The sequence below is a fragment of the Streptomyces sp. NPDC054794 genome, from assembly GCF_053611585.1.
Genome location: NZ_JBSHAQ010000054.1, coordinates 39,774 through 61,731 on the forward strand (window position 1 = coordinate 39,774; position 21,958 = coordinate 61,731).

The 21,958-nt window shown below is 71.7% G+C and carries 17 protein-coding genes; 6 read left to right on the top strand and 11 right to left on the bottom strand.

From position 1 onward, the window contains the following. Positions 1 to 229 precede the first annotated feature (229 nt). From ACWGKT_RS38875 to ACWGKT_RS38885, 3 genes are all read left to right on the top strand, one after another. Complete coding sequence (locus ACWGKT_RS38875; protein ID WP_453277374.1) at positions 230 to 3,481, top strand: NACHT domain-containing protein; 3,252 nt, start codon at positions 230 to 232, stop codon at positions 3,479 to 3,481. Between the two features lie 4 nt (positions 3,482 to 3,485). Next, complete coding sequence (locus ACWGKT_RS38880; RefSeq protein ID WP_453277375.1) at positions 3,486 to 6,635, top strand: NACHT domain-containing protein; 3,150 nt, start codon at positions 3,486 to 3,488, stop codon at positions 6,633 to 6,635. Positions 6,636 to 6,768: 133 nt separating this feature from the next. Then, complete coding sequence (locus ACWGKT_RS38885; protein WP_453277376.1) at positions 6,769 to 7,392, top strand: HAD family acid phosphatase; 624 nt, start codon at positions 6,769 to 6,771, stop codon at positions 7,390 to 7,392. A gap of 80 nt (positions 7,393 to 7,472) precedes the next feature. On the opposite strand, the gene ACWGKT_RS38890 is transcribed toward ACWGKT_RS38885, so the two are convergent. Further along, complete coding sequence (locus ACWGKT_RS38890) at positions 7,473 to 9,998, bottom strand: ATP-dependent Clp protease ATP-binding subunit (protein WP_356147746.1); 2,526 nt, start codon at positions 9,996 to 9,998, stop codon at positions 7,473 to 7,475. 430 nt (positions 9,999 to 10,428) lie between these two features. Here ACWGKT_RS38890 and ACWGKT_RS38895 point away from each other — a divergent pair, with 430 nt between their 5' ends. After that, on the top strand, positions 10,429 to 11,097 hold the full coding sequence (locus ACWGKT_RS38895) for an SCO3374 family protein (protein WP_453277377.1): 669 nt from the start codon (positions 10,429 to 10,431) through the stop codon (positions 11,095 to 11,097). Here the strand turns inward: ACWGKT_RS38895 and ACWGKT_RS38900 are convergent. From ACWGKT_RS38900 to ACWGKT_RS38945, 10 genes are all read right to left on the bottom strand, one after another. Then, complete coding sequence (locus ACWGKT_RS38900) at positions 11,076 to 11,411, bottom strand: histone-like nucleoid-structuring protein Lsr2 (RefSeq protein WP_453277378.1); 336 nt, start codon at positions 11,409 to 11,411, stop codon at positions 11,076 to 11,078. The genes ACWGKT_RS38895 and ACWGKT_RS38900 overlap by 22 nt on opposite strands. 233 nt (positions 11,412 to 11,644) lie before the next feature. Further along, positions 11,645 to 12,184: an amino-acid N-acetyltransferase gene (locus tag ACWGKT_RS38905; protein WP_453277379.1), complete on the bottom strand. Its 540-nt coding sequence runs from the start codon at positions 12,182 to 12,184 to the stop codon at positions 11,645 to 11,647. 9 nt (positions 12,185 to 12,193) lie between these two features. After that, a complete protein-coding gene (locus tag ACWGKT_RS38910) occupies positions 12,194 to 12,601 on the bottom strand; it encodes a BlaI/MecI/CopY family transcriptional regulator (RefSeq protein ID WP_453277380.1) in 408 nt (135 codons plus the stop codon). A 183-nt stretch (positions 12,602 to 12,784) separates the two neighbouring features. Then, the gene (locus ACWGKT_RS38915) at positions 12,785 to 12,964 is read right to left on the bottom strand and encodes a hypothetical protein (protein ID WP_453277381.1); all 180 of its coding nucleotides are present in this window, start codon (positions 12,962 to 12,964) and stop codon (positions 12,785 to 12,787) included. Between the two features lie 64 nt (positions 12,965 to 13,028). Then, entirely contained in the window at positions 13,029 to 13,763 is a 735-nt protein-coding gene (locus ACWGKT_RS38920; RefSeq protein WP_453277391.1) for a hypothetical protein, read from the bottom strand. A gap of 136 nt (positions 13,764 to 13,899) precedes the next feature. Next, positions 13,900 to 14,697 carry a type III pantothenate kinase gene (locus ACWGKT_RS38925; protein ID WP_453277382.1) on the bottom strand — a complete coding sequence of 266 codons (798 nt, stop codon included), beginning with the start codon at positions 14,695 to 14,697 and terminating at the stop codon, positions 13,900 to 13,902. Between the two features lie 5 nt (positions 14,698 to 14,702). Next, positions 14,703 to 15,680, bottom strand: coding sequence for a carboxylating nicotinate-nucleotide diphosphorylase (gene nadC, locus ACWGKT_RS38930; protein ID WP_453277383.1), 978 nt, complete (start codon positions 15,678 to 15,680; stop codon positions 14,703 to 14,705). A gap of 5 nt (positions 15,681 to 15,685) precedes the next feature. Next, positions 15,686 to 17,407 (bottom strand): L-aspartate oxidase, encoded by a 1,722-nt coding sequence (locus ACWGKT_RS38935; protein WP_453277384.1) that lies wholly within the window; start codon positions 17,405 to 17,407, stop codon positions 15,686 to 15,688. Next, positions 17,404 to 18,405 carry a pantoate--beta-alanine ligase gene (gene panC, locus ACWGKT_RS38940; protein WP_453277385.1) on the bottom strand — a complete coding sequence of 334 codons (1,002 nt, stop codon included), beginning with the start codon at positions 18,403 to 18,405 and terminating at the stop codon, positions 17,404 to 17,406. Before panC ends, ACWGKT_RS38935 begins: the two co-directional genes overlap by 4 nt. A 70-nt stretch (positions 18,406 to 18,475) precedes the next feature. Beyond that, positions 18,476 to 19,393, bottom strand: coding sequence for a Rossmann-like and DUF2520 domain-containing protein (locus ACWGKT_RS38945; protein ID WP_356147723.1), 918 nt, complete (start codon positions 19,391 to 19,393; stop codon positions 18,476 to 18,478). Positions 19,394 to 19,566: 173 nt separating this feature from the next. Between ACWGKT_RS38945 and ACWGKT_RS38950 the strand changes: the two genes are divergently transcribed. Both ACWGKT_RS38950 and ACWGKT_RS38955 read left to right on the top strand, forming a co-directional pair. Beyond that, complete coding sequence (locus ACWGKT_RS38950) at positions 19,567 to 20,757, top strand: threonine aldolase family protein (RefSeq protein ID WP_453277386.1); 1,191 nt, start codon at positions 19,567 to 19,569, stop codon at positions 20,755 to 20,757. A 45-nt stretch (positions 20,758 to 20,802) separates the two neighbouring features. Continuing rightward, positions 20,803 to 21,906, top strand: coding sequence for a DUF5937 family protein (locus ACWGKT_RS38955; RefSeq protein ID WP_453277387.1), 1,104 nt, complete (start codon positions 20,803 to 20,805; stop codon positions 21,904 to 21,906). Positions 21,907 to 21,958: the final 52 nt, after the last annotated feature.

A 21,958-nucleotide genomic window follows, 5' to 3' on the forward strand; every position in this document is an offset into this window, starting at 1 on the left:
TCTTGACAGGTGTGTCGCATTTCTGGCAATAGCCCTGACAGCGCCGAATCCTCCGGTATGCCACCTGAGTCGAAAGTCCGTTTTGCACCGATTCGCAAGTCGCACTATGACCGGTAGTACCGGACAAATCGCCTGTGCGGCATGTCACCGGCTCTCAAGATCAAGGGACACCGGAATGTGACCGGCGCTACGCTGACCAGCATTCGCGCGACTACGGGGGTGGGCGGGGATGGACCCGACGGTGCTCGGCAGCAAACTCGCGTCGGCTCTGGTCGGCCCGCTGGTCAAGAAGCTGTTCGTGCAGGAGGGGCCGGGCGCGGGGCTCGTCGACCGGCCCGTGCGCTTGTCCGCGCTCGTCTCCTTCAAGGGCGAGAAGCGGACGCTGACCGAGAAGGACGTGCGCAAGCTCGCCGCCCGCCTGGTCGGGGACGCGGTGCGGTCGCCCGGCGAGCGGCCGTTCCCGGCGGACGAGGAGGAGGCGGTCGCCCACGCCCTCGCCGACAAGCTGCTCGCGCTGGGCACGCTCGACATGGACGATGTGCAGGCGGTGCGGCTGGGCTACCGCGAGCTGGCGCGGGGGCTCCACCGCGCGGCCCCGGCCTCGGGCCTGTCCGCCGACGCCTCCTTCTTCCTCGACTCGCTCACCGAGTGGGCGTGCCTGCACGTCATCAACTTCTTCACCCGGCGATCGACCTTCGTCGCGCACACGCTGGTCGAGCAGAGCCGTGCCCAGGCGGAGCTCATCGCCAAGCTCGACGAACTGATCAGCCGCAGCCCGCGGCCGTTCGCCCGGGACGCGGTCTTCGAGCGGCGGTATCTGAAGTACGTGGCCAAGCGGCAGGGACACCTGACGATCTACGGCATCGACCTGGTGAACTCGCCCGCGAAGTGGCCCCTGGACGTGGCGTATCTGAGCCTGGAGGTCACCGGGACACGGGCGCGTCGCGAGGACCTCGCCGCCGTGCGGCAGTGGGACCGGGCCGGCGCCGGGCAGCTGATCGAGGGCACGAACCTGATCGCCGCCGGTGTGGGGCCGCTGGAGACCCTGCCCGCCGACCAGGTCCTGGCCGAGCACGACCGGGTCCTGCTGCGCGGAGTCGCCGGCTCCGGCAAGACCACCCTCGTGCAGTGGCTGGCCGTCTCCGCGACCCGCGCCGAGCCCCAGGGCCCGATGGCGTACCTGTACGGCCGCGTCCCCCTGGTCCTGCCCCTGCGTACCCTCACCCGGCACGGCGAGCGGCTGCCCGCCCCGGACGACTTCCTCAAGGCCTCCGGCTGCTCCCTGGCCGCCGCCCAGCCGGAGGGCTGGACCGACCGCGTCCTCGAAGCCGGCCGGGGCCTCGTCCTCGTCGACGGCATCGACGAGGTCCCCGAGACCGAGCGTGAACGCGCCCGCGCCTGGCTGGGCGAGCTGATCACCGCGTACCCCGACAACCGCTGGCTGGTGACCTCCCGCCCGAGCGCGGTACGGGACGACTGGCTCACCGACGAGGGCTTCACCGAGGTCACCCTCTCGGCGATGAGCCCGACCGACGTGGCGGCCTTCATCGGTCGCTGGCACCGGGCCGCCCGTACCGGCGACGCGGACGATGACGGCGCCGCCGACCTCCTCTCGTACGAGAGCCAGCTGCTCGCCGCCATCCGCGGCAAGGCGGACCTCGGCCGCCTCGCCACCAACCCCCTCATGTGCGGGCTGATCTGCGCCCTGCACCGCGACCGCCGCGGCTACCTCCCGCACGGGCGCAAGGAGCTGTACGACGCGGCCCTCACGATGCTGCTCACGCGCCGGGACCGGGAACGGGACGTGTCGACGGGCGTCGAGCTTCAGCAGGAGCCCCAGACGCAGCTGCTCCAGCGGCTCGCGTACTGGCTCATCCGCAACGGCCGCACCGAACTCGACCGCGAGCGCGCCGAGGCGATCATCTCCGAGGCGCTGCCCGCGGTTCCGGCGGCCGCCGCGATCGGTGACGCGGCGGCCGTCCACCGCCATCTGCTCAACCGCAGCGGGCTGCTGCGCGAGCCCGCCCCCGGGGCCGTCGACTTCATCCACCGCACCTTCCAGGACTATCTGGGAGCGCGCGCCGCCGTGGAGGTCTGGGACATCGGCCTGCTCATCGAGCACGCGGCCGACGACCAGTGGGAGGACGTGATCCGCATGGCCGTGGCGCACGCACGGCCGCGGGAGCGGGCGGAGATCCTCACGGGGCTGGTGGAGAAGGGGGACGCGTCGCAGGAGGGGCGGGAGCGCAATCGCGTCTTCCTGCTGGCCGCCGCCTGCCTGGAGCACGCGGCCGAGCTGGACCCGGCGGTCCGGGCCGCGGTGCAGGAACGGGCGGGGTCACTGGTGCCGCCCTCGGACTCGGCCGCGGCGGAGGAACTGGCGGCGGTGGGTCCGCTCGTGCTCGACCTGTTGCCCGGGCCGGAGAGGCTCACCAGCTGGGAAGCGTTCTGTGCGGTGGTCACGGCCACGCGGATCGGTTCGGCGGCGGCGATCCCGTACCTGGCCAGATTCACGGGGCCGGGAATGTTGTTGGTGAGGACCCAGCTCATGCTGGACTGGGGGCGGTTCGATGCGGAGAGCTACGCACGCGAAGTACTGAGCCGCATCGATCCCACCCATTTCGCCTTCATCGTCACCAACTCGGCACAGCTGCGAGCCCTCCGCGCACTGGGCGGACGTCCCTCGGTGCAGTTCAGGGGGGACTTGCCCATCGACGAATTGACGGAGTACCTGGCCGACTTTCCGCCGCGGGCGCTGACCATCACCGGCAATCCCGGTCTCACCGACGTGTCCCTTCTGGAGAACGTGGCAGGACTGACCCACCTCGCGATCAACAAGTGTCACGAGCTGTCGGATCTGTCGTCGCTCGCGGGACTGGGCCTCGATTCGCTGAGCCTCCGCAGCGACAGCGCGTATCCCCACCTGGATCTGCGCGCCCTGGCGGCCCTCGATCGCCTGGCCGACCTCGACCTCGACCTTGCGCTTACCGGCGGGTGGGAGCTGGATCAGCTGCCGACGCGGGCGTTGTACAGCCTCGCGCTCAACGGACGCGCGAGGCCCGAGGGCGGGCTGGCCGGGCTCCGACGCCTGCGTCACCTCACCGACCTGCGCCTGAACACCGAGAGCTCGCCGACGTCCGGGTCCGAGTGGTCGGAGATCGCCTCCCTGTCCCAGCTGTCCGACCTCCGCCTGAGCAGCAGCTGTCTGACCTGCGCCCCCCACGCCCTGTCCCTGCCTTCCGTGGTCGACCTGACCCTGACGAGCGATGGGTTCGGGTCCCCGAGCCTGGAGCGGATTCCGTCGCTGTTTCCCGGTCTCGTCCAGCTGCACATCGTCGGCGTGGCCGCGCTGCAAGGGCTGGATGTCACGCCGCTGTCCGGCCTGCCGAAGCTGCGATCACTCACCCTCCCCGAGGGGGACACCCCCGTACCAGGGCTCGACCAGCTGCAGAACGTCGCCGTCACCACCATCGGCAGGTAACCCCATGGACCCCACCCCCATAGGCGCCAAGCTCGCCTCCAGCGTCGTCACCCCCCTGATCAAGAAGCTCTTCGCCGCCGAACCACCCGGCGCCGCCCTCGTGGACAAGCCGGTCCGCATATCCGGACTCGTCTCCTTCAGGGGCGAGAAGCGGACGCTGGACCGGAAGGACCTCGGGAAGCTGGCCAAGGAGCTGGTCCGGCGGGCCCTGGCCGGCGGCGGTGAGCTTCCCGTGGCTCCCGCCGACCAGGAACCCGTCACACTGGCCCTGGCCGACACCCTGCACGCCCTCGGCGACCTCGCCATGACGGACGTGCAGGCGGTGGAGCTCGGTCACGAGGCCCTCGCCGACGCGCTCCGGTCCGCCGCCGGAAACCCGGACCGCGACCTCGGGCTCGACGCGAGCCTGCTCTACCGCCGGCTGCTGATCACGGCCTGCCTGCACATCCTGAACTTCTTCACCCAGCGCTCCTCCTTCGTGGCCCGCACGCTGGTCGAGCAGACCCGGGGGCAGCGCGAACTGATCGCGAAGGTCGACGAGCTGATCGCCCGCACGCCCCCGCCCGGCGGTACGGACGCCGCCTTCGAGCAGCGCTATCTCAGCCACATCGCCACCAAGCACAGCCGGCTGATGATCTACGGCATCGACCTGGTCAACTCCCCCGACCGCTGGCCCCTGGACGCCGCCTACCTCAGCCTGCGGGCGCTGGGCCCGGCCGAGGACGACGAGGCGAGTGGACCCGGCGGCATGCGGATCGCCGCCGCGGCCACCGCGCGGCCCGCCGACCAGGCCCTGGCCGAGCGCGACCGGGTCCTGCTGCGCGGTGTGGCCGGCTCCGGCAAGACCACCCTCGTGCAGTGGCTCGCCGTGACGGCCGCCCGCGGCGAGCGCGGTGACCGCATCCCCTTCGTCCTGCCGCTGCGCACGCTGGTCCGCCGCCCCGACGGGCTCCCGGCCCCGGACGCCTTCCTGCCCGCCGTACGCGTCCCCTTCCACGCGACCCAGCCCGACGGCTGGGCGGACCGGGTGCTCGCCGGCCGCCGCGGGCTGCTGCTCGTGGACGGCGTCGACGAGATCCCGGAGCGGGAGCGCGAGCGCACCCGCCGCTGGCTGCGCGAGCTGCTGGAGGTGTATCCCGGCAATCAGTGGCTGGTCACCTCCCGCCCCTCCGCCGTACGCGAGGACTGGCTCACCGCCGACGGCTTCACGGAGCTGGCCCTGACCCCGATGAGCCGGGACGACGTGGCCGCCTTCGTCACCCGCTGGCACACGGCGGCCCGCGCCGAGGCCCCGGAGGCCGAGCTGGACCGCCTCGACGGCTACGAGCACACCCTGCTGGACGCCGTCCGGACCAAGCCGGACCTCGGTCGCCTCGCCACCAACCCCCTGATGTGCGGGCTGATCTGCGCCCTGCACCGCGACCGCCGCGGCTACCTCCCGCACGGCCGCCAGGAGCTGTACGACGCGGCCCTGTCGATGCTGCTGGCGCGCCGCGACGAGGAGCGGGACATGTTCCCGGACCGGGGCGGCGGCAACGGCGCGGACGGCGGCGTGCACCTCGGCGAGCTTCCGCAGATCCAGCTGCTCCAGCGGCTCGCTTACTGGCTGATCCGCAACAACCAGTCCGAGATGGACCGCGAGCGGGCGGAGCGGATCGTGGCGGACGTCCTTCCGTCCCTGCCGGCCGCCGCCTCCCAGGGCGACGCCGGGCGCATCCTCGGCCATCTGCTGCTGCGCAGCGGTCTGCTGCGCGAACCCGTCGTCGGCACCGTGGAGTTCGTCCACCGGACCTTCCAGGACTACCTGGGGGCCAAGGCGGCGGTGGAGGACGGGGACTTCGGGCTGCTGGTGCGGGGCGCCGCTGACGAGCAGTGGGCCGACGTCGTACGGATGGCCGTCGCCCATGCCCGGCCGCGGGAACGGGCGGAGCTGCTGAGCGGGTTGACCGCCTCGGCGCGGCGTCTGGAGGGGGCCGAGAGCACGCGGGTACGGCTGCTCGCGCTGGCCTCGCTGGAACACGCGACGCAGCTCGACCCGGCCGTCCGGACCGCAGTGGAGCAGGACGCGGCCGCCCTCATCCCGCCCCGCAGCACGGAGGAGGCGCGTGCGCTGGCCTTCGTCGGTCCGCTCGCGCTGGAACTGCTGCCGGGGCCCGAGGGGTTGAGCGACGAGGAGGCCAGAGCGGTCGTCGTCACCGCGTCGCTGATCGGGACGGAGGCGGCGCTGCCGGTGCTGGCGCGGTTCCGCGAGCATCCGGCGGTCATGGTGCGGTCCCAGCTGTCCTGGACGTGGATGCGCTTCCCGGCGCGGACGTACGCGCGGGAGGTCGTCGCCCATCTGCGGCCCGAGGAACTGTTCTTCTGCGCCCACTCCGGCGAACATCTGCGCCTGCTGCGGGAACTGGGCGGGCGCCCCGCGCTCCAGGTGATGGGCGAGATCCCGGACGAGGAGGTGCGCACCGGGCTGCCGGACACGGTCACCTCCCTCAATCTGCACGACAACCCCACGCTGCGCAGCCTGTCCTGTCTGTCGTCACTGCACGGGCTCAACTCCCTGGACCTCAGCTCGTGCCCGCACGTGGACAGCCTCGCCCCGGTGGCCCGGCTGCCCCTGGGCTGGCTGTCCGTGACCTCCATGCGCTCCCTGGAGCAGCCGGGAGCCCTGGCCCCGCTGGACGGCCATCCGACCCTGCGCGCGCTCGACATAGGCACGCTGCTGGACGCCGACTCCCTCGGCGAGGCACTCCCCCAGGACGTTCCGCTGCGCTATCTGCGCCTCGCCAAGAACGCGCTGGCCTTCACCGCCCTGCGCGGACTGCGTCGGCTGCGCTCACTGAAGCAGCTGAGTCTGGCGACGCTGTCGGGTGATCTGCTCCCCAAGGACTACGAGGAGATCGCCCTCCTGCCCGAACTCGACGAGCTGCGCATCAACTGGAACACCGTCGGCTGGGAGGGGCCGCCGCTGCCCGGGGTCACCAAGGTGCGGCTCAACAGGTTCACGGGTGAGGAGGACGTCGACCACATCCGCCGTACGTTCCCCCACCTGCGCGCCCTCGAAATCGTGCCCGCCACCCCAACCACCCGTATCCGGCCGGAGGTTGTCGACGCGTTCCCGGTGACGCCCGTCCTCACCCGCGTACACAGCTCGGTGTGACGTACGTCTCCGTGTACCTGTCTATATGCCTACCGTTCAGTAACCCTACGGTTCCCCTCGCGCCACCCGCACCTCGAATCATGCACCTGACACCAGGCGCATGCAGCGTACGGACGTGAGAGGACCCCCACCGATGACCAGACGCCCCTGGGCGCGCCGCATATCCGTGACCGCCGTCTCCGTGGCCGCCCTGGCCGCGATGGCCGCGCCGGCCGACGCCGCGGCCGCGAGCGACTCCGCGACCACGAGCAGCTCCGCCGCCAAGGTCGACTACACCACCTGGCAGAAGGACTGCCAGACGGTGATGGACCAGGCCCTGCCGTACCTGAAGGCCCGTATCGCCGCCGCCAAGCCGGGCGAGAAGCAGGCGATCGTCTTCGACATCGACAACACCACCCTGGAGACCGACTTCGGCTTCACGTACCCGCAGCCGGCCAACAAGCCGGTCCTGAACGTGGCCAAGTACGCCCAGGAGCACGGCGTCTCCCTGTTCTTCGTCACCGCTCGCCCGGGCATCATCTACTGGCCCACCGAGTACAACCTCGAACACGACGGCTACGACGTCTCCGGCCTGTACGTGCGCGGCCTGTTCGATCTCTTCAAGGACGTCGCCGCCTACAAGACCGCCCAGCGCGTCGACATCGAGAACAAGGGCTACGACATCATCGCGAACATCGGCAACAGCGCCACCGACCTGTCGGGCGGCCACGCCGAGAAGACGTACAAGCTGCCGGACTACAACGGTCAGTTGTCGTAGTCGCGATTCTCCCCGGCGCATGCGAAAGGGGCCGGTGCTCGAAAGCACCGGCCCCTTTCTTCGGCTCAACCCGCTGAGGGTCAGGCGTCCTTGCTCAGGTTCGGCCCGGCTCCGCCGGCCGCCTGCTCGATCGGCGGGACGTCCGGCAGGGCCGACTTCTCCTCACCGCGGAAGGTGAAGGTCTTGGTCTCACCCTCGCCCTCGGTGTCCACGACCACGATGTGACCCGGGCGCAGCTCGCCGAAGAGGATCTTCTCGGAGAGCGTGTCCTCGATCTCGCGCTGGATGGTGCGGCGCAGCGGCCGGGCACCCAGCACGGGGTCGTAACCCTTCTTGGCCAGCAGCTCCTTGGCGGACTGGGAGAGCTCGATGCCCATGTCCCGGTCCTTGAGGCGCTCGTCCACCTTGCTGATCATCAGGTCGACGATCCGCAGGATGTCCTCCTGCGTCAGCTGCGGGAAGACGACCACGTCGTCGACGCGGTTCAGGAACTCGGGCCGGAAGTGCTGCTTGAGCTCGTCCTGGACCTTGTTCTTCATGCGCTCGTAGTTGGACTTCGTGTCACCCGTGGCCGCGAAGCCCAGGTTGAAGCCCTTGGAGATGTCCCGGGTGCCGAGGTTGGTCGTCATGATGATGACCGTGTTCTTGAAGTCCACGACCCGGCCCTGGGAGTCGGTCAGACGACCGTCCTCCAGGATCTGCAGCAGCGAGTTGAAGATGTCCGGGTGGGCCTTCTCCACCTCGTCGAAGAGGACGACGGAGAACGGCTTGCGGCGGACCTTCTCGGTCAGCTGACCGCCCTCTTCGTAGCCCACGTAGCCGGGGGGCGAACCGAAGAGACGCGACACCGTGTGCTTCTCGCTGAACTCCGACATGTCGAGGGAGATCAGCGCGTCCTCGTCGCCGAAGAGGAACTCGGCGAGCGCCTTGGACAGCTCGGTCTTACCGACACCGGACGGGCCGGCGAAGATGAACGAACCACCCGGACGCTTCGGGTCCTTGAGGCCGGCGCGCGTACGGCGGATCGCCTTCGACAGCGCCTTGACGGCGTCGACCTGGCCGATGACCCGCTTGTGGAGCTCGTCCTCCATGCGGAGCAGGCGGCTGGACTCCTCCTCGGTCAGCTTGAAGACCGGGATGCCGGTGGCCGTGGCGAGGACCTCGGCGATCAGCTCGCCGTCGACCTCGGCGACGACGTCCATGTCGCCGGCCTTCCACTCCTTCTCCCGCTTGGCCTTGGCGGCCAGGAGCTGCTTCTCCTTGTCGCGCAGGGAGGCGGCCTTCTCGAAGTCCTGCGAGTCGATCGCGGACTCCTTGTCCCGGCGGACGGCGGCGATCTTCTCGTCGAACTCGCGCAGGTCCGGCGGAGCGGTCATCCGGCGGATGCGCATCCGGGAGCCGGCCTCGTCGATCAGGTCGATCGCCTTGTCCGGCAGGAAGCGGTCGGAGATGTACCGGTCGGCCAGGGTGGCGGCCTGGACCAGCGCCTCGTCGGTGATGGAGACGCGGTGGTGGGCCTCGTACCGGTCACGCAGACCCTTGAGGATCTCGATCGTGTGCGGCAGGGACGGCTCGGCGACCTGGATGGGCTGGAAGCGGCGCTCCAGGGCCGCGTCCTTCTCCAGGTGCTTGCGGTACTCGTCCAGGGTGGTCGCACCGATGGTCTGCAGCTCGCCGCGGGCCAGCATCGGCTTCAGGATGGAAGCCGCGTCGATGGCGCCCTCGGCGGCACCCGCACCGACCAGCGTGTGGAGCTCGTCGATGAACAGGATGATGTCGCCGCGGGTGCGGATCTCCTTGAGCACCTTCTTCAGGCGCTCCTCGAAGTCACCGCGGTAGCGGGAGCCGGCGACCAGCGCGCCGAGGTCCAGGGTGTAGAGGTGCTTGTCCTTGAGGGTCTCGGGCACCTCGCCCTTGACGATGGCCTGGGCGAGGCCCTCGACGACGGCGGTCTTGCCGACGCCGGGCTCACCGATCAGGACCGGGTTGTTCTTCGTACGGCGGGACAGCACCTGCATGACCCGCTCGATCTCCTTCTCGCGCCCGATGACCGGGTCGAGCTTGGACTCACGAGCGGCCTGGGTGAGGTTCCGGCCGAACTGGTCGAGGACCAGGGACGTCGAGGGGGTGCCCTCGGCAGGCCCGCCGGCGGTGGCGGTCTCCTTGCCCTGGTAGCCGGAGAGCAGCTGGATGACCTGCTGCCGCACCCGGTTGAGATCGGCGCCCAGCTTGACCAGGACCTGGGCGGCGACACCCTCGCCCTCACGGATCAGGCCGAGCAGGATGTGCTCCGTGCCGATGTAGTTGTGGCCCAGCTGGAGGGCCTCGCGGAGCGACAGCTCCAGGACCTTCTTGGCACGGGGAGTGAAGGGGATGTGCCCGGACGGGGCCTGCTGGCCCTGGCCGATGATCTCCTCCACCTGCTGGCGGACCGCCTCAAGCGAAATGCCGAGGCTCTCCAGGGCCTTTGCGGCGACACCCTCACCCTCGTGGATCAGGCCCAGGAGGATGTGCTCGGTGCCGATGTAGTTGTGGTTGAGCATCCGGGCTTCTTCCTGAGCCAGGACGACAACCCGCCGCGCGCGGTCGGTGAACCTCTCGAACATCGTTAATCGCTCCTCAGAGCGGTCAGGCAGTGGGGGGAACTTCCCCTCCCTGTCCTTCCGCAGCTTAGTCCCGCAAGCGGGGACCGCTCATTCCAACTGCCGACACCGTCGATGGCCTCCTGACCCCGAACGCCGACATCTGCTCCAACCCGATGGTGCGAGACGATGTTCCCGCAGGCCAGGCAGTTACCCCACTCGCCAGTACGCCGATGGCGAACGTGAGACGTCCCGTCCTGCGTGTCGCCCCCTCCCACTAGGGATGTCTTACCCGCAGCGACGGACAGTCCATGCCGAGCGCACCGGTTCCCTCCGCTATGGGCGAACAACCTTGCGCCTCCCCAGCCCCCCACGCGCCCCCATTTCCGGCACTGTGCGCAACCGTCGATACACCCAGCGTAACTCTCGGGCGTTCGCGACGGTTGCAGTTGGCATGGCTTGCGCAGTCCCACGGGTACCACTCCCCCGTCGTCCACTCGATCCGCACGGTCAGCGGCGGTGCCGACGCGATCCGGGCGCTTCCGGCACCTGGATCCGGCACTGGTACGAGAACGAACTGGGGTGGGCGACAGTGCCCGGTGAGCCGGTCGGGCTCCGCACCGGCCTGCGCTTCGACGTCCTGGACGTACCGGCCGAGGCGGGCGCCGCGGCGCTGCGGCGCCTGGGGCCGGGCTCTCCCGTGGCCCTGCAGGGCGACCGGATGCGGCTACTGGTGGCCGCGGGCGGCGCGGAGGAGCTGCCGGGGCTGCTGGACTGGCTGGAGTGGGGCTCGCTGGCCCTGGACCTGGTCGCGCTGGGCGCGGACGGGCGCATGGACGCGCCACTGCCCCCCGAGCCGGTCTCCACCGGACCGCGACCGCTTGTCGGGTCGTCCGGGTCCGGGTCCGGCCGCATGCAGGGGGCCGCCGTGTGGCTGCGGCCCCCCGAGCCGGGATGCGGGGTCGAGGCATCGCTGCCGAGCTTGTCGGCCATGGGGGGCGTCGTGGGGGGCGCCCCCGATCTCGTGCGACTGGTGGACACGGTGGCGACACAGTGCCACCGGATCCGGCTGCGGCGCGCATGCGCCGGGCCGTCGGCTTCTCAGCCGTTGGCCTTCTCGTAGGCCTCACGGATGGACGCGGGAACGCGGCCGCGGTCGTTGACCTCGTAACCGTTCTCCTTCGCCCAGGCACGGATCTGCGCGGTGTCCTGGCTGCCACCGGAAGCGGCACGGGCCTTTCCGCGCCCGCCCGAGGCACGGCCTCCGGTACGACGACCACCCTTCACATAGGGGTCGAGAAGGCTGCGCAGCTTGTCCGCATTGCTGGTCGTGAGATCGATCTCGTACGTCTTGCCGTCCAGCGCGAACGTCACGGTCTCGTCCGCCTCGCCGCCGTCGAGGTCGTCGACAAGAAGGACCTGAACCTTCTGTGCCACCGGATTTCCTTTCATCGATAACTTGAGGGCCGGGGGTGTGCGGCGTCCGCCGTTTCGCCGCCCCCTGTTATATGCAGTACTGCAGTACGTCGGAAAGCAAACCGCTTTTGCGGGAAAAACACAAACCCCTGGGAGAGACTCAGGGGGTACCCCGACCCCGGAAACATGCGCGTTTCGGACATAGGGAACCTGGGCAAGCCCGGAGGGCCGGAATATCCGGCGAAGCCCGGCGATCACAGATGCAGAAGCATCCGGCTGTTGCCCAAGGTGTTCGGTTTCACTCGTTCGAGACCGAGGAACTCCGCGACGCCCTCGTCATAGGAACGCAAGAGCTCCGCGTAGACATCCGTGTCCACCGGCGTCTCGCCGATCTCCACGAAGCCGTGCTTCCCGAAGAAGTCCACTTCGAAGGTCAGACAGAATACGCGGCGAACGCCGAGCCAACGCGCGGTCTCCAGCAACTTCTCCAGCAACTGGTGCCCGACGCCGGCGCCCTTCAGTCCGGGCTTCACCGCGAGAGTGCGGACTTCCGCGAGGTCTTCCCACATCACGTGCAGTGCGCCGCAGCCGACCACCTCGGTACTTGGGCCGGCGCCCCGTTCCGCGACCCAGAACTCCTGGATGTCCTCGTAAAGCGTCACCGTCGCTTTGTCGAGCAGGATGCGGTCGCGGACGTAGGCGTCGAGGAGCTGGCGCACGGTCGGCACATCGCTGGTCCGGGCCCGCCGGACGGTGATGGCTTTCGGGGTGACTTCGGGGCGCTCTGCGGACATGAGCGGACGCTATCGGTCGCCGCCGTCCTGTGCCGAGCCGGGGTTCTGGTCCCCGGTATCGCCCCCGGTATCGGTGACGGTATCCGGGGTTTCCGGTCCCTGGACGATGCGTACGGCGTCGCTGAGGGCCTGGCGCTGTTCGGCGCTCATCATCCCGAAGAAGGCGACGAGAGCGGCGGCGGGGTTGTCGCTCTGCGACCAGGCGTCGTTCATCAGGGCGGCGGCGTACGCGGCCCGCGTGGAGACGGCCTCATATCGATAGGCCCGGCCTTCCGCCTCACGGCGCACCCAGCCCTTCTGATGGAGATTGTCCAAAACGGTCATCACGGTGGTGTAGGCGATGGACCGTTCCTGCTGAAGGTCTTCCAGGACTTCTCGAACGGTCACCGGGCGGTTCCACTTCCACACCCGCGTCATGACCGCGTCTTCGAGTTCTCCCAATGGGCGAGGCACAGCTCAGAACAATAGTGGGAGATCCCGGCAATGGCGTGCCGGACGTGCACTTTCAGTTGCAAACGGGGGCAAAAAGGGCGTACGGCTCGAAAGTGCGAGCCGTACGCCAAGAGGTCCGGCCGGTGCCGGGGCGGGGCCGGGGCTTCTTCAGGCGTCGCCGCCGGCGGAGACCTTGCGGACGCCCTCCGAGCCCGCGAGGGCGGCGTCGACGGCCGCGTCCTCCTTGGCCTTGGCGGCCCCGCCCTGGGTCTTCACGATCACCCTGACCACACCGATGAAGAACACGGCCATGACGACCGGAGGCACGAGCGCGGAGACGTAGTCCATGCCTCCAGGGTAGCCACGGCATCCGGCCCGTCCCGGCCGGGGTGCCCCCGCCGCGCCGTCGTCCTCACCCCGCCGCGAGCCGCTGCTGCGGGGGATCTTCGGAGGGCGGGTTCGGCTTGCGGCGGGGGAAGACCTCACCCGGAGTGGGGATCGGGCGGTGCGGTTTCGGGGCGGGGGGTTCCGTAGCCGGCGGCTCCGCCGGGCGCTCGGCGGGCTTCCGGGTGGGCTTGGGCGCGGGCTTCTCCGCGGGACGCTCGCTGCCCTGCGGGCGGCCGCCGGGGATGGCCAGCAGCCGCTGACGGCAGGCGGGGACGTGGGCGGAGGCGGCGGGGGCGGTTGCCTCGGGGGCGGAGCCGCCGGGAGCGGCGGTGCCGGGCGCGGGGGCCGGGGCGGGGATGCCGGGCATGGTGCCGGCCCTGCGCCGGGCCGGTCCTTCGGTGCGCGCCCGTACGACCCCGCCGCCCAGCGCCTCGCAGCGCACCAGCAGGGCGGCCGCGACCGGGTTCGCGCGCAGCGCGCCGAGCGCGGCGAGGTCGTCGCCCGTCGGGCAGTACCCGGCCCGCAGCGCCTCCTCCAGGAGCGTGAGATAGCCGGCGGCGGTGCCGGGCAGGGCGGCGCGGTACCGGGCGAGGTCGGCCACCAGGAAGGCGCGCAGCCGGGCGCCCTCGCGCATCGCCTCGTCTAGCGACTCGGCGAGCCGGAGACAGTCCTGGACGTCCTCTGCCGAGGCGGGGCCGGGGTGAAGGGCGAGGGCGAGAGCGCGACGGAGCACACGCAGCTCCTCCACGCCGAACGCCATGCCGCCGCGGGATCCGTGTGGCGTGGGCATGCACCGAAGATACGCGCTAATCAGACAAACCCGACATCGAATCCGGGTGTGGCGCCGTCAAGCCACCCGCCTGGCGGCTGCCGGCGCGCACTCCCGCGCCCGCGCCTCACATGCGCGAGACGTTCCGCTCGTAGACCAGCCGCAGCCCGATCAGCGTCAGCCAGGGCTCGTGCTCGTCGATCACCGACGACTCGCCCAGCACCATCGGCGCCAGCCCGCCCGTGGCAATCACGGTCACGTCCTCGGGATCGTCGGCCAGCTCGCGGGCCATGCGGCTCACCACGCCGTCGACCTGCCCGGCGAACCCGTACACGATGCCGGCCTGCATGGCCTCGACCGTGTTCTTGCCGATCACGTTCCGCGGCCGGGCCACCTCGATCTTCCGCAGCTGCGCGCCCTTGACGCCGAGCGCCTCGACGGAGATCTCGATGCCGGGCGCGATGACCCCGCCGATGTACTCCCCGCGCGCGGACACCGCGTCGAAGGTGGTCGCCGTACCGAAGTCCACGACGATCGCGGGCCCCCCGTACAGCTCGACGGCGGCCACCGCGTTGATGATGCGGTCCGCGCCGACCTCCTTGGGGTTGTCGGTGAGGATCGGCACGCCGGTCTTCACGCCGGGCTCCACCAGCACCGCGGGCACGTCGCCGTAGTAGCGCCGCGTCACCTCGCGCAGCTCGTGCAGCACCGACGGCACGGTCGCGCAGATCGCGATGCCGTCGATGCCGTCCCCGAGCTCCTCCCCGAGGAGCGGGTGCATGCCCATCAGGCCCTGCAGCAGCACCGCCAGCTCGTCCGCCGTGCGGCGCGGGTCCGTGGAGATCCGCCAGTGCTCGACGATGTCCTCGCCGTCGAACAGGCCGAGAACGGTCTGCGTGTTGCCCACGTCGATCGTGAGGAGCATGGCTGTTACTCCGCCTCGCGCAGGTCCAGGCCGATGTCCAGGATCGGCGAGGAGTGGGTGAGCGCGCCGACGGCCAGGTAGTCCACGCCGGTGTCCGCGTAGGCCTTGGCGTTCTCCAGGGTGAGCCGGCCGGAGGCCTCCAGCATCGCCCGGCCGTCGACGATCGCCACCGCCTCCTCGCACTCCATGGGCGTGAAGTTGTCCAGCAGGATCAGGTCGGCGCCCGCGTCCACCACCTCGCGCAGCTGGTGCAGGGTGTCCACCTCGACCTCGATCGGCACGTCCGGGAAGGCCTCCCGTACGGCTTCGAAGGCCTGCGCGACGCCACCGGCGGCGACCACGTGGTTGTCCTTCACCAGCGCCGCGTCCGACAGCGACATGCGGTGGTTGACGCCGCCGCCGCAGCGCACCGCGAACTTCTCCAGCGCCCTGAGGCCAGGCGTCGTCTTGCGGGTGTCACGCACGCGGGCCTTGGTGCCCTCCAGCACGTCCGCCCACGCGCGCGTGGCCGTCGCGATGCCGGACAGGCGGCACATCAGGTTGAGCGCGCTGCGCTCGGCGGTCAGCAGGTCGCGGGTGCGCGTGGTGACCGACAGGAGCTTGTCCCCGGCCTCCACCCGGTCGCCGTCCTCGACGTGCCGCTCGACCTCGAACTCGTCCGTGCAGACCACGGACAGCACGGCCTCGGCCACCCGCAGGCCCGCCACCACACCGGCCTCGCGCGCGGTGAAATCGGCGGTGGCGACGGCCTCCTCGGGAATGGTCGCGACGGTCGTGACGTCGACGCCGTGGTCTAGGTCCTCCTGGATGGCGACGTTGGCGATGTCCTCGACCTCCAGGGGGTCGAGTCCGGCGTCCGCCAGCAGCTGCGCGAGCGCGGGGTCGAGCCCGCACTCCAGGTACTCCTCGTCGGCTTCCGCGCCGCAGCCACAGCCGTCGCCGCAGCCTCCGTTCGAGGCGAGGGGAAGATCGTCCGTGCTCACTTGTGTCACTGCTCCTGGGGACGCGGGTGGTGCCGGGTAGGGGGGAAGTCTGCGGTGTCCGTGGTGCCGACGGCCAAGGACCGGTCCGGATTCAGCCGTACGACGATGTGGCGCCGCCACCGGGCGTCGTCGCGGTCGGCCCGGTCCTCGCGCCAGTGGCACCCACGAGTCTCCTCGCGCTGCCGCGCGGCGGCGACCAGAACGCGGGCCACGCACAGGAGGTTGGTGGCCTCCCAGGTGTCGACGCCGGGCTCGGCGGTCTTGCCGTTCTCGTCGAGGGCGTCGCGGGCCTCGGTGTGCAGCCGCTGGAGCTGGTCGGCGGCCTTGGCCAGCGACTCGTCCGAGCGCAGCACGCCGGCGCCCTCGGTCATGATCCGCTGGATGGTGAAGCGGGCCTCGGGGGCGAGCAGCGGGTGGGCGGGCGTGTCCGGGTGCTCGACCGGTTCGGGCACGCGCGCGTGGAGGCGGTTGTCCGCCTGGCGGGCCGTGATGTCGGCGGCGATGCGCTCGGCGTAGACCAGGCCCTCCAGCAGGGAGTTGGAGGCGAGCCGGTTCGCGCCGTGCACGCCGGTGCAGGCGACCTCGCCGCACGCGTACAGGCCGGGGACCGTCGTCCGGCCCCGGGCGTCGGTGCGCACGCCGCCGGAGGCGTAGTGGGCGGCCGGGGCGATCGGGATGGGCTCGGTGACCGGATCGATGCCGTTGGCGCGGCAGGCGGCCAGGATCGTCGGGAAGCGGTGCTCCCACATGTCGGCGCCGAAGTGCCGGGCGTCGAGGAACATGTGCTCGGCGTCCTGCTCCTGCATGCGGCGCATGATGCCCTTGGCGACGATGTCCCGGGGCGCGAGCTCGGCCAGTTCGTGCTGCCCGACCATGAAGCGGACGCCGTCGGCGTCGACCAGGTGGGCGCCCTCGCCGCGCACCGCCTCGGAGACCAGCGGCTGCTGGCCCTCCGCGTCGGCGCCGAGGAACAGCACGGTCGGGTGGAACTGCACGAACTCCAGGTCGGAGACCTCCGCGCCCGCGCGCAGGGCGAGGGCGACGCCGTCGCCGGTGGAGACGGAGGGGTTGGTGGTCGCGGAGAACACCTGCCCCATACCGCCGGTCGCGAGGACGACCGCCGGGGCGTGCACGGCACCCACGCCGTCGTGCTGGCCCTCGCCCATGACGTGCAGGGACACGCCCGCGGTGCGCCCGTCGGCGTCCGTCAGCAGGTCCAGGACCAGCGCGTTCTCGATCGTACGGAGCCCACGCGCGCGTACGGCCTCGACGAGCGCCCGGGAGATCTCCGCCCCGGTGGCGTCGCCGCCGGCGTGCGCGATGCGACGGCGGTGGTGGCCGCCCTCGCGGGTCAGCTCGATGTCGCCCTCGTCGTCGGTGTCGAAGTGGGCGCCGGTGGAGATCAGCCGGTGCACCGCGCCGGGGCCCTCGGTGACGAGGATCCGTACGGCGTCCTCGTCGCACAGGCCCGCGCCCGCGACCAGGGTGTCGTCCAGGTGCTGTTCGGGGGTGTCGCCCTCGCCCAGGGCCGCGGCGATGCCGCCCTGGGCCCAGCGGGTGGAGCCGTCGTCGAGGCGGGCCTTGGTGACCACGACCGTCCGCAGACCGGTCGCCTCGCAGCGCAGGGCCGTCGTGAGTCCGGCGACACCGGAACCGACGACCACCACGTCCGCGGCGATGGACCACCCGGGGGCGGGTGCGTGCAGTCGTATGCCTGTGCTGGTCACGAGGCGGCTCCGAAGGTTCCGAAGGTCAGGGGGATGTTGTCGATCAGCCGGGTCGTCCCGACCCGGGCCGCGACGGCGAGCACGGCCTCACCGGTGAAGTCGCCGCCGATCTCGGCGAAGTCGGACGGGTCCACCAGGGCGAGGTAGTCCAGTTCCAGCGGCGGGTCGAGCCGGGCGGCCTCGTCCAGGACCAGGCGGGCGGCCGCGCGGACGGCCGCCGGGCCGCCGGGCGCCGCCTTGGCGACGGCGTGCGCGTCGGCGGCCGCGCGGGACTCCCCTATGGCGCTGAGCGCCTCGGCACGCGCACGCGTGGAGGGCACTTCGCGGGCCCGCGCGCGCAGCGCCTCCTGGGCCGCGTGCCGGTCGGCGCCCGCGAACAGCGCCTGGGAGAGGGCGAGGGCGGTGTGCCGCTCCGACGGCGAGAGGTAGCGGTTGCGGCTGGACAGGGCCAGGCCGTCGGGCTCGCGGACGGTCGGCACGCCGACGATCTCGATGCCGAAGTTGAGGTCCCGCACCATGCGCCGGATCACGGCCAGCTGCTGGGCGTCCTTCTGCCCGAACAGGGCCACGTCGGGGCGGGTGAGGTGCAGCAGCTTGGCGACGACGGTGAGCACGCCGTCGAAGTGACCGGGCCGCGAGGCACCCTCCAGGCGCTCGCCCATGGGACCGGCGGTGACCCGCACCTGGGGTTGGCCGCCGGGGTAGACCTCGTCCACGGACGGGGCGAACACGACGTCCGCGCCCGACTGTTCGGCGATCTTCAGGTCGGCTTCCAGGGTGCGCGGGTAGCGGTCGAGGTCCTCGCCCGCGCCGAACTGCAGCGGATTGACGAAGACGGTGACGACGACCTCGCCGTCGGGCCCGGCCAGCTCGCGCGCGGCGCGGACCAGCGTGGCGTGACCCTCGTGCAGGGCGCCCATGGTCATCACGACGGCACGGCGACCGCGGCGCACGCGCGCGTGCAGCTCGTCGGCGGTGCTCAGCAGGGCGGTGGTCATCGAAGGTCTCCGTTCTCGGGCTCGCGCGCCATCGGGCGGCCCTCCGTCACGATCTGGAGCGCGGCGCCGCTCATCGGGCGTCCCCGTCACCACCGGCCAGCACGCCGAGGAGGTCCTCGGCGAGCTCCGGCTTCAGCAGACCGTGGGCGAGCGCGCGGTCGGCGGTCGCGCGGGCCATCGCCAGGTAGCCCGCGACGGTCTGCGGGGCGTGCTTGCGCAGCTCGGTGATGTGCGCGGCGACCGTGCCCGCGTCACCGCGCGCGACGGGCCCGGTCAGCGCCGCGTCGCCGGAGCGCAGGGCGTTGTCCAGGGCGGCGCCGAGCAGCGGGCCGAGCATCCGGTCGGGGGCCTCGACGCCGGCCGTGCGCAGCAGCTCCATGGACTGGGCGACCAGGGTGACCAGGTGGTTGGAGCCGAGGGCGAGGGCCGCGTGGTAGAGCGGGCGGTTCTCCTCGGCGATCCACTCGGGTTCGCCGCCCATCTCGATGACGAGGGCCTCGGCGGCCAGCCGCAGCTCGTCGGGGGCGGTGACGCCGAAGGAGCAGCCCGCCAACCGCTGGACGTCCACCGGGGTGCCGGTGAAGGTCATCGCGGGGTGCAGGGCCAGCGGCAGCGCGCCCACGCGCAGGGCCGGGTCGAGGACCCGGGCGCCGTACCGACCGGACGTGTGAACCAGCAGCTGGCCGGGCCGTACGGCGCCGGTCTCGGCGAGGCCCGTCACGAGGTCCGGCAGGGTGTCGTCGGGGACGGTGAGCAGCACCAGGTCGGCGCGCTGGAGGACCTCGGCGGGCGGCACCAGGGGCACGTCGGGCAGCAGCTGTGCGGCACGCCGCCGGGAGGCGTCGGAGACCCCGGAGACGGCCACCGGGTGGTGCCCGGCGAGCTGGAGGGACGCGGCCAGCGCGGGGCCCACACGACCGGCGCCGACGACGCCGACGGTGAGCCGCGCGGGGCGGTCCTTGAGGTCTGGCTGCTGGTCTGTACTCACGCGACAGAGGCCTTCCCGTTCCAGTCCGCTCTGGGTACCGGACGATTTCTCGTCATGTTAACGCTATCGCCTGGAGCACCGGTCGGGTCATCCACAGGCTGTGGGTTTCCCCACGCCCTCGCCGCCCGGAAACACGGATGCCCTCCCGGACGGGGCAGGGCATGATCCCCGGCATGAGCGATTCGGCTGAGCAGGGTGAAGAGCGGTCGGCACAGGAGCTGTTGCGGGAGCGGCGGACGGCCGCCTTCCGGAAGGCCCGGCGCGTCCTGGCGCGCCAGGGTTCGCGGGACACGATCCGCGGACGGCTCGCGGCGCTGCAGGAGGCGGCGCCCCAGGTCTACGACCTGGACGAGGGCACGGACATCTACGGCGACCGGATCGTGGCCTCCCTGGAGGAGCGGGTCGCCGCGCTGCTGGGCACGGAGGGCGCCGCGTTCTTCCCGACCGGCACGATGGCGCAGCAGGTGGCCCTGCGCTGCTGGGCGGCCCGCACCAACGACCCCACCGTCGCCCTCCACGCGCTGGCCCACCCCGAGGTGCACGAGCGAGGTGCGTTCACCCGGGTCAGCGGGTTGCGCCCGGTCCGGGTGGCCGACGAGCCGCGGCTTCCCACGGCGCAGGAGATACGCGACTTCCCCGAGCCCTTCGGCACGCTGATGCTGGAACTTCCCCTCAGGGACGCCGGTTTCGTGCTGCCCACCTGGGAGGAGCTCACCGAGGTGGTGGCGGCCGCCCGGGAGCGCGACGCGGTGGTGCACTTCGACGGGGCCCGCCTGTGGGAGACCACCGTCCACTTCGGCCGCCCCCTGGACGAGATCGCGGCCCTCGCGGACAGCGTCTACGTGTCGTTCTACAAGTCCCTCGACGGTTTCGGCGGTGCCGCGCTGGCCGGACCGGCGCCGCTGGTGGAGGAGGCGAAGACCTGGCGGCACCGCTACGGCGGCATGATCTTCCAGCAGTTCCCCACCGTGCTCTCGGCGCTCGTCGGCCTGGAACGGGAGCTGCCCCGGCTGCCGGAGTACGTGCGGCACGCGCGCGTGGTGGCCGCCGCGCTGCGCGAGGGATTCGCCGCGGCCGGGCTGCCGTGGTCCCGGGTCCACCCCGAGGAGCCGCACACCCACCAGTTCCAGGTCTGGCTGCCGTACGACCCGGACGTGATCACGCGGGCGGCGCTGCGCCAGGCCGAGGAGACGGGCACGTACCTCTTCGCGGGCCTGTGGACCCGGGGCGGGCCCGGACTGGCCTTCACCGAGGTGACCGTGGGAGCGGCCGGCCTGGAGTGGACGGCCGCCGCCGTCGAGGCGGCGGTCGCGGACTTCGCGGTCCGGCTGGCCCAGGAGGCCGGCGCGCAGGCCGACGGCTAGGACGCGGGCGCGGGCGTTGTCGGTGGTCCGGTGCACCATGGGGGCATGAGCGTGACCATCGACATCACCGGGCTGCCGCCGGAGCGGATCTCCGTCGTGCCGTCGCCCTTGGGTGAACTGGGGATGGCGCTGCACGCGCTCAGCGAGCCCGGTCACCACCCCGAGCTCCAGGGCTGGGCGACCGCGGTCTCGGCGCGGCTGGAACCCGGGTTGGCGGACCGGCTGTGCGAGGCGGACTTCCTGTGGCGCACGACGTTCTCCGACGTCTTCGCCCCGTTCGCCGGGATCCCGGGCGGCCGCGCGGTGCCGGGCGCCACGCTCGCCGAGGAACTGGACCTGCTGGACAAGCTGACGGACGAGCAGTTCGTGCACGCGGCGCTCGAATTCACCTGCCGGCACCGCTACGACGTGCCGGAGGCGGGCTCGCTGGAGGATCCGGCGGCGCGCCGGCGCGCCCTGGGGCTCGCCGCGGCGCGTGGCACGGTCCAGGAGCGGTTCACCCGTCGGCTGCTGGCGGACCCGCCCGCCGTCCGCGCCTGGCTGCGGCAGCTGCTGCGGGACTGCGACGACGCGTTCTTCGCGGATATCTGGGCCCGGGTCCAGCCGCAGCTGGCCGCGGACGCCCGGCACCGGACCGAGCTGCTGCGCCGCAAGGGCCTCACGGAAGCGCTCACCTCGCTGTCCAGCGCGGTGTCCGTCGACGAGGAGGCCGGGATCGTGACGGTCGACAAGCTCCTCGTGGGCCGCACCGCCACCGGCGACGGCGGCCTCGTGCTCGTCCCGACCAGCCTGGGCCGGCCCCATGTGATGGTCCTGCACCGGTTCGGCTGGCAACCGTCGATCTCCTACCCGGTCAGCGGCTCCCGGCCGCAGGCGCCGTCCGTCGAACAGCTCACGCGCCGCCTGGAGGCGCTCGCGCACCCGGTGCGGATGCGGCTGTGCCGGCAGCTCGCCCGCGCCCCGCACACGACGAGCGAACTGGCGGACGCGCACGGCATGACGCCGCCCGAGATATCCCGGCACCTGAGCGTGCTGAAGAAGGCCGGCCTGGTCACCACCCGCCGCCGGGGCCGCTACGCCCAGCACCAGCTGGACCTGTCGGCGGTCGCCCGCCTGGGCAGCGACTTCATCGAGGGCGTCCTGCGCTGATCCCCGGCCCGGACCCCGGCCCGGGACCCCGGCCCCGAGGAGCCGGCGGCAC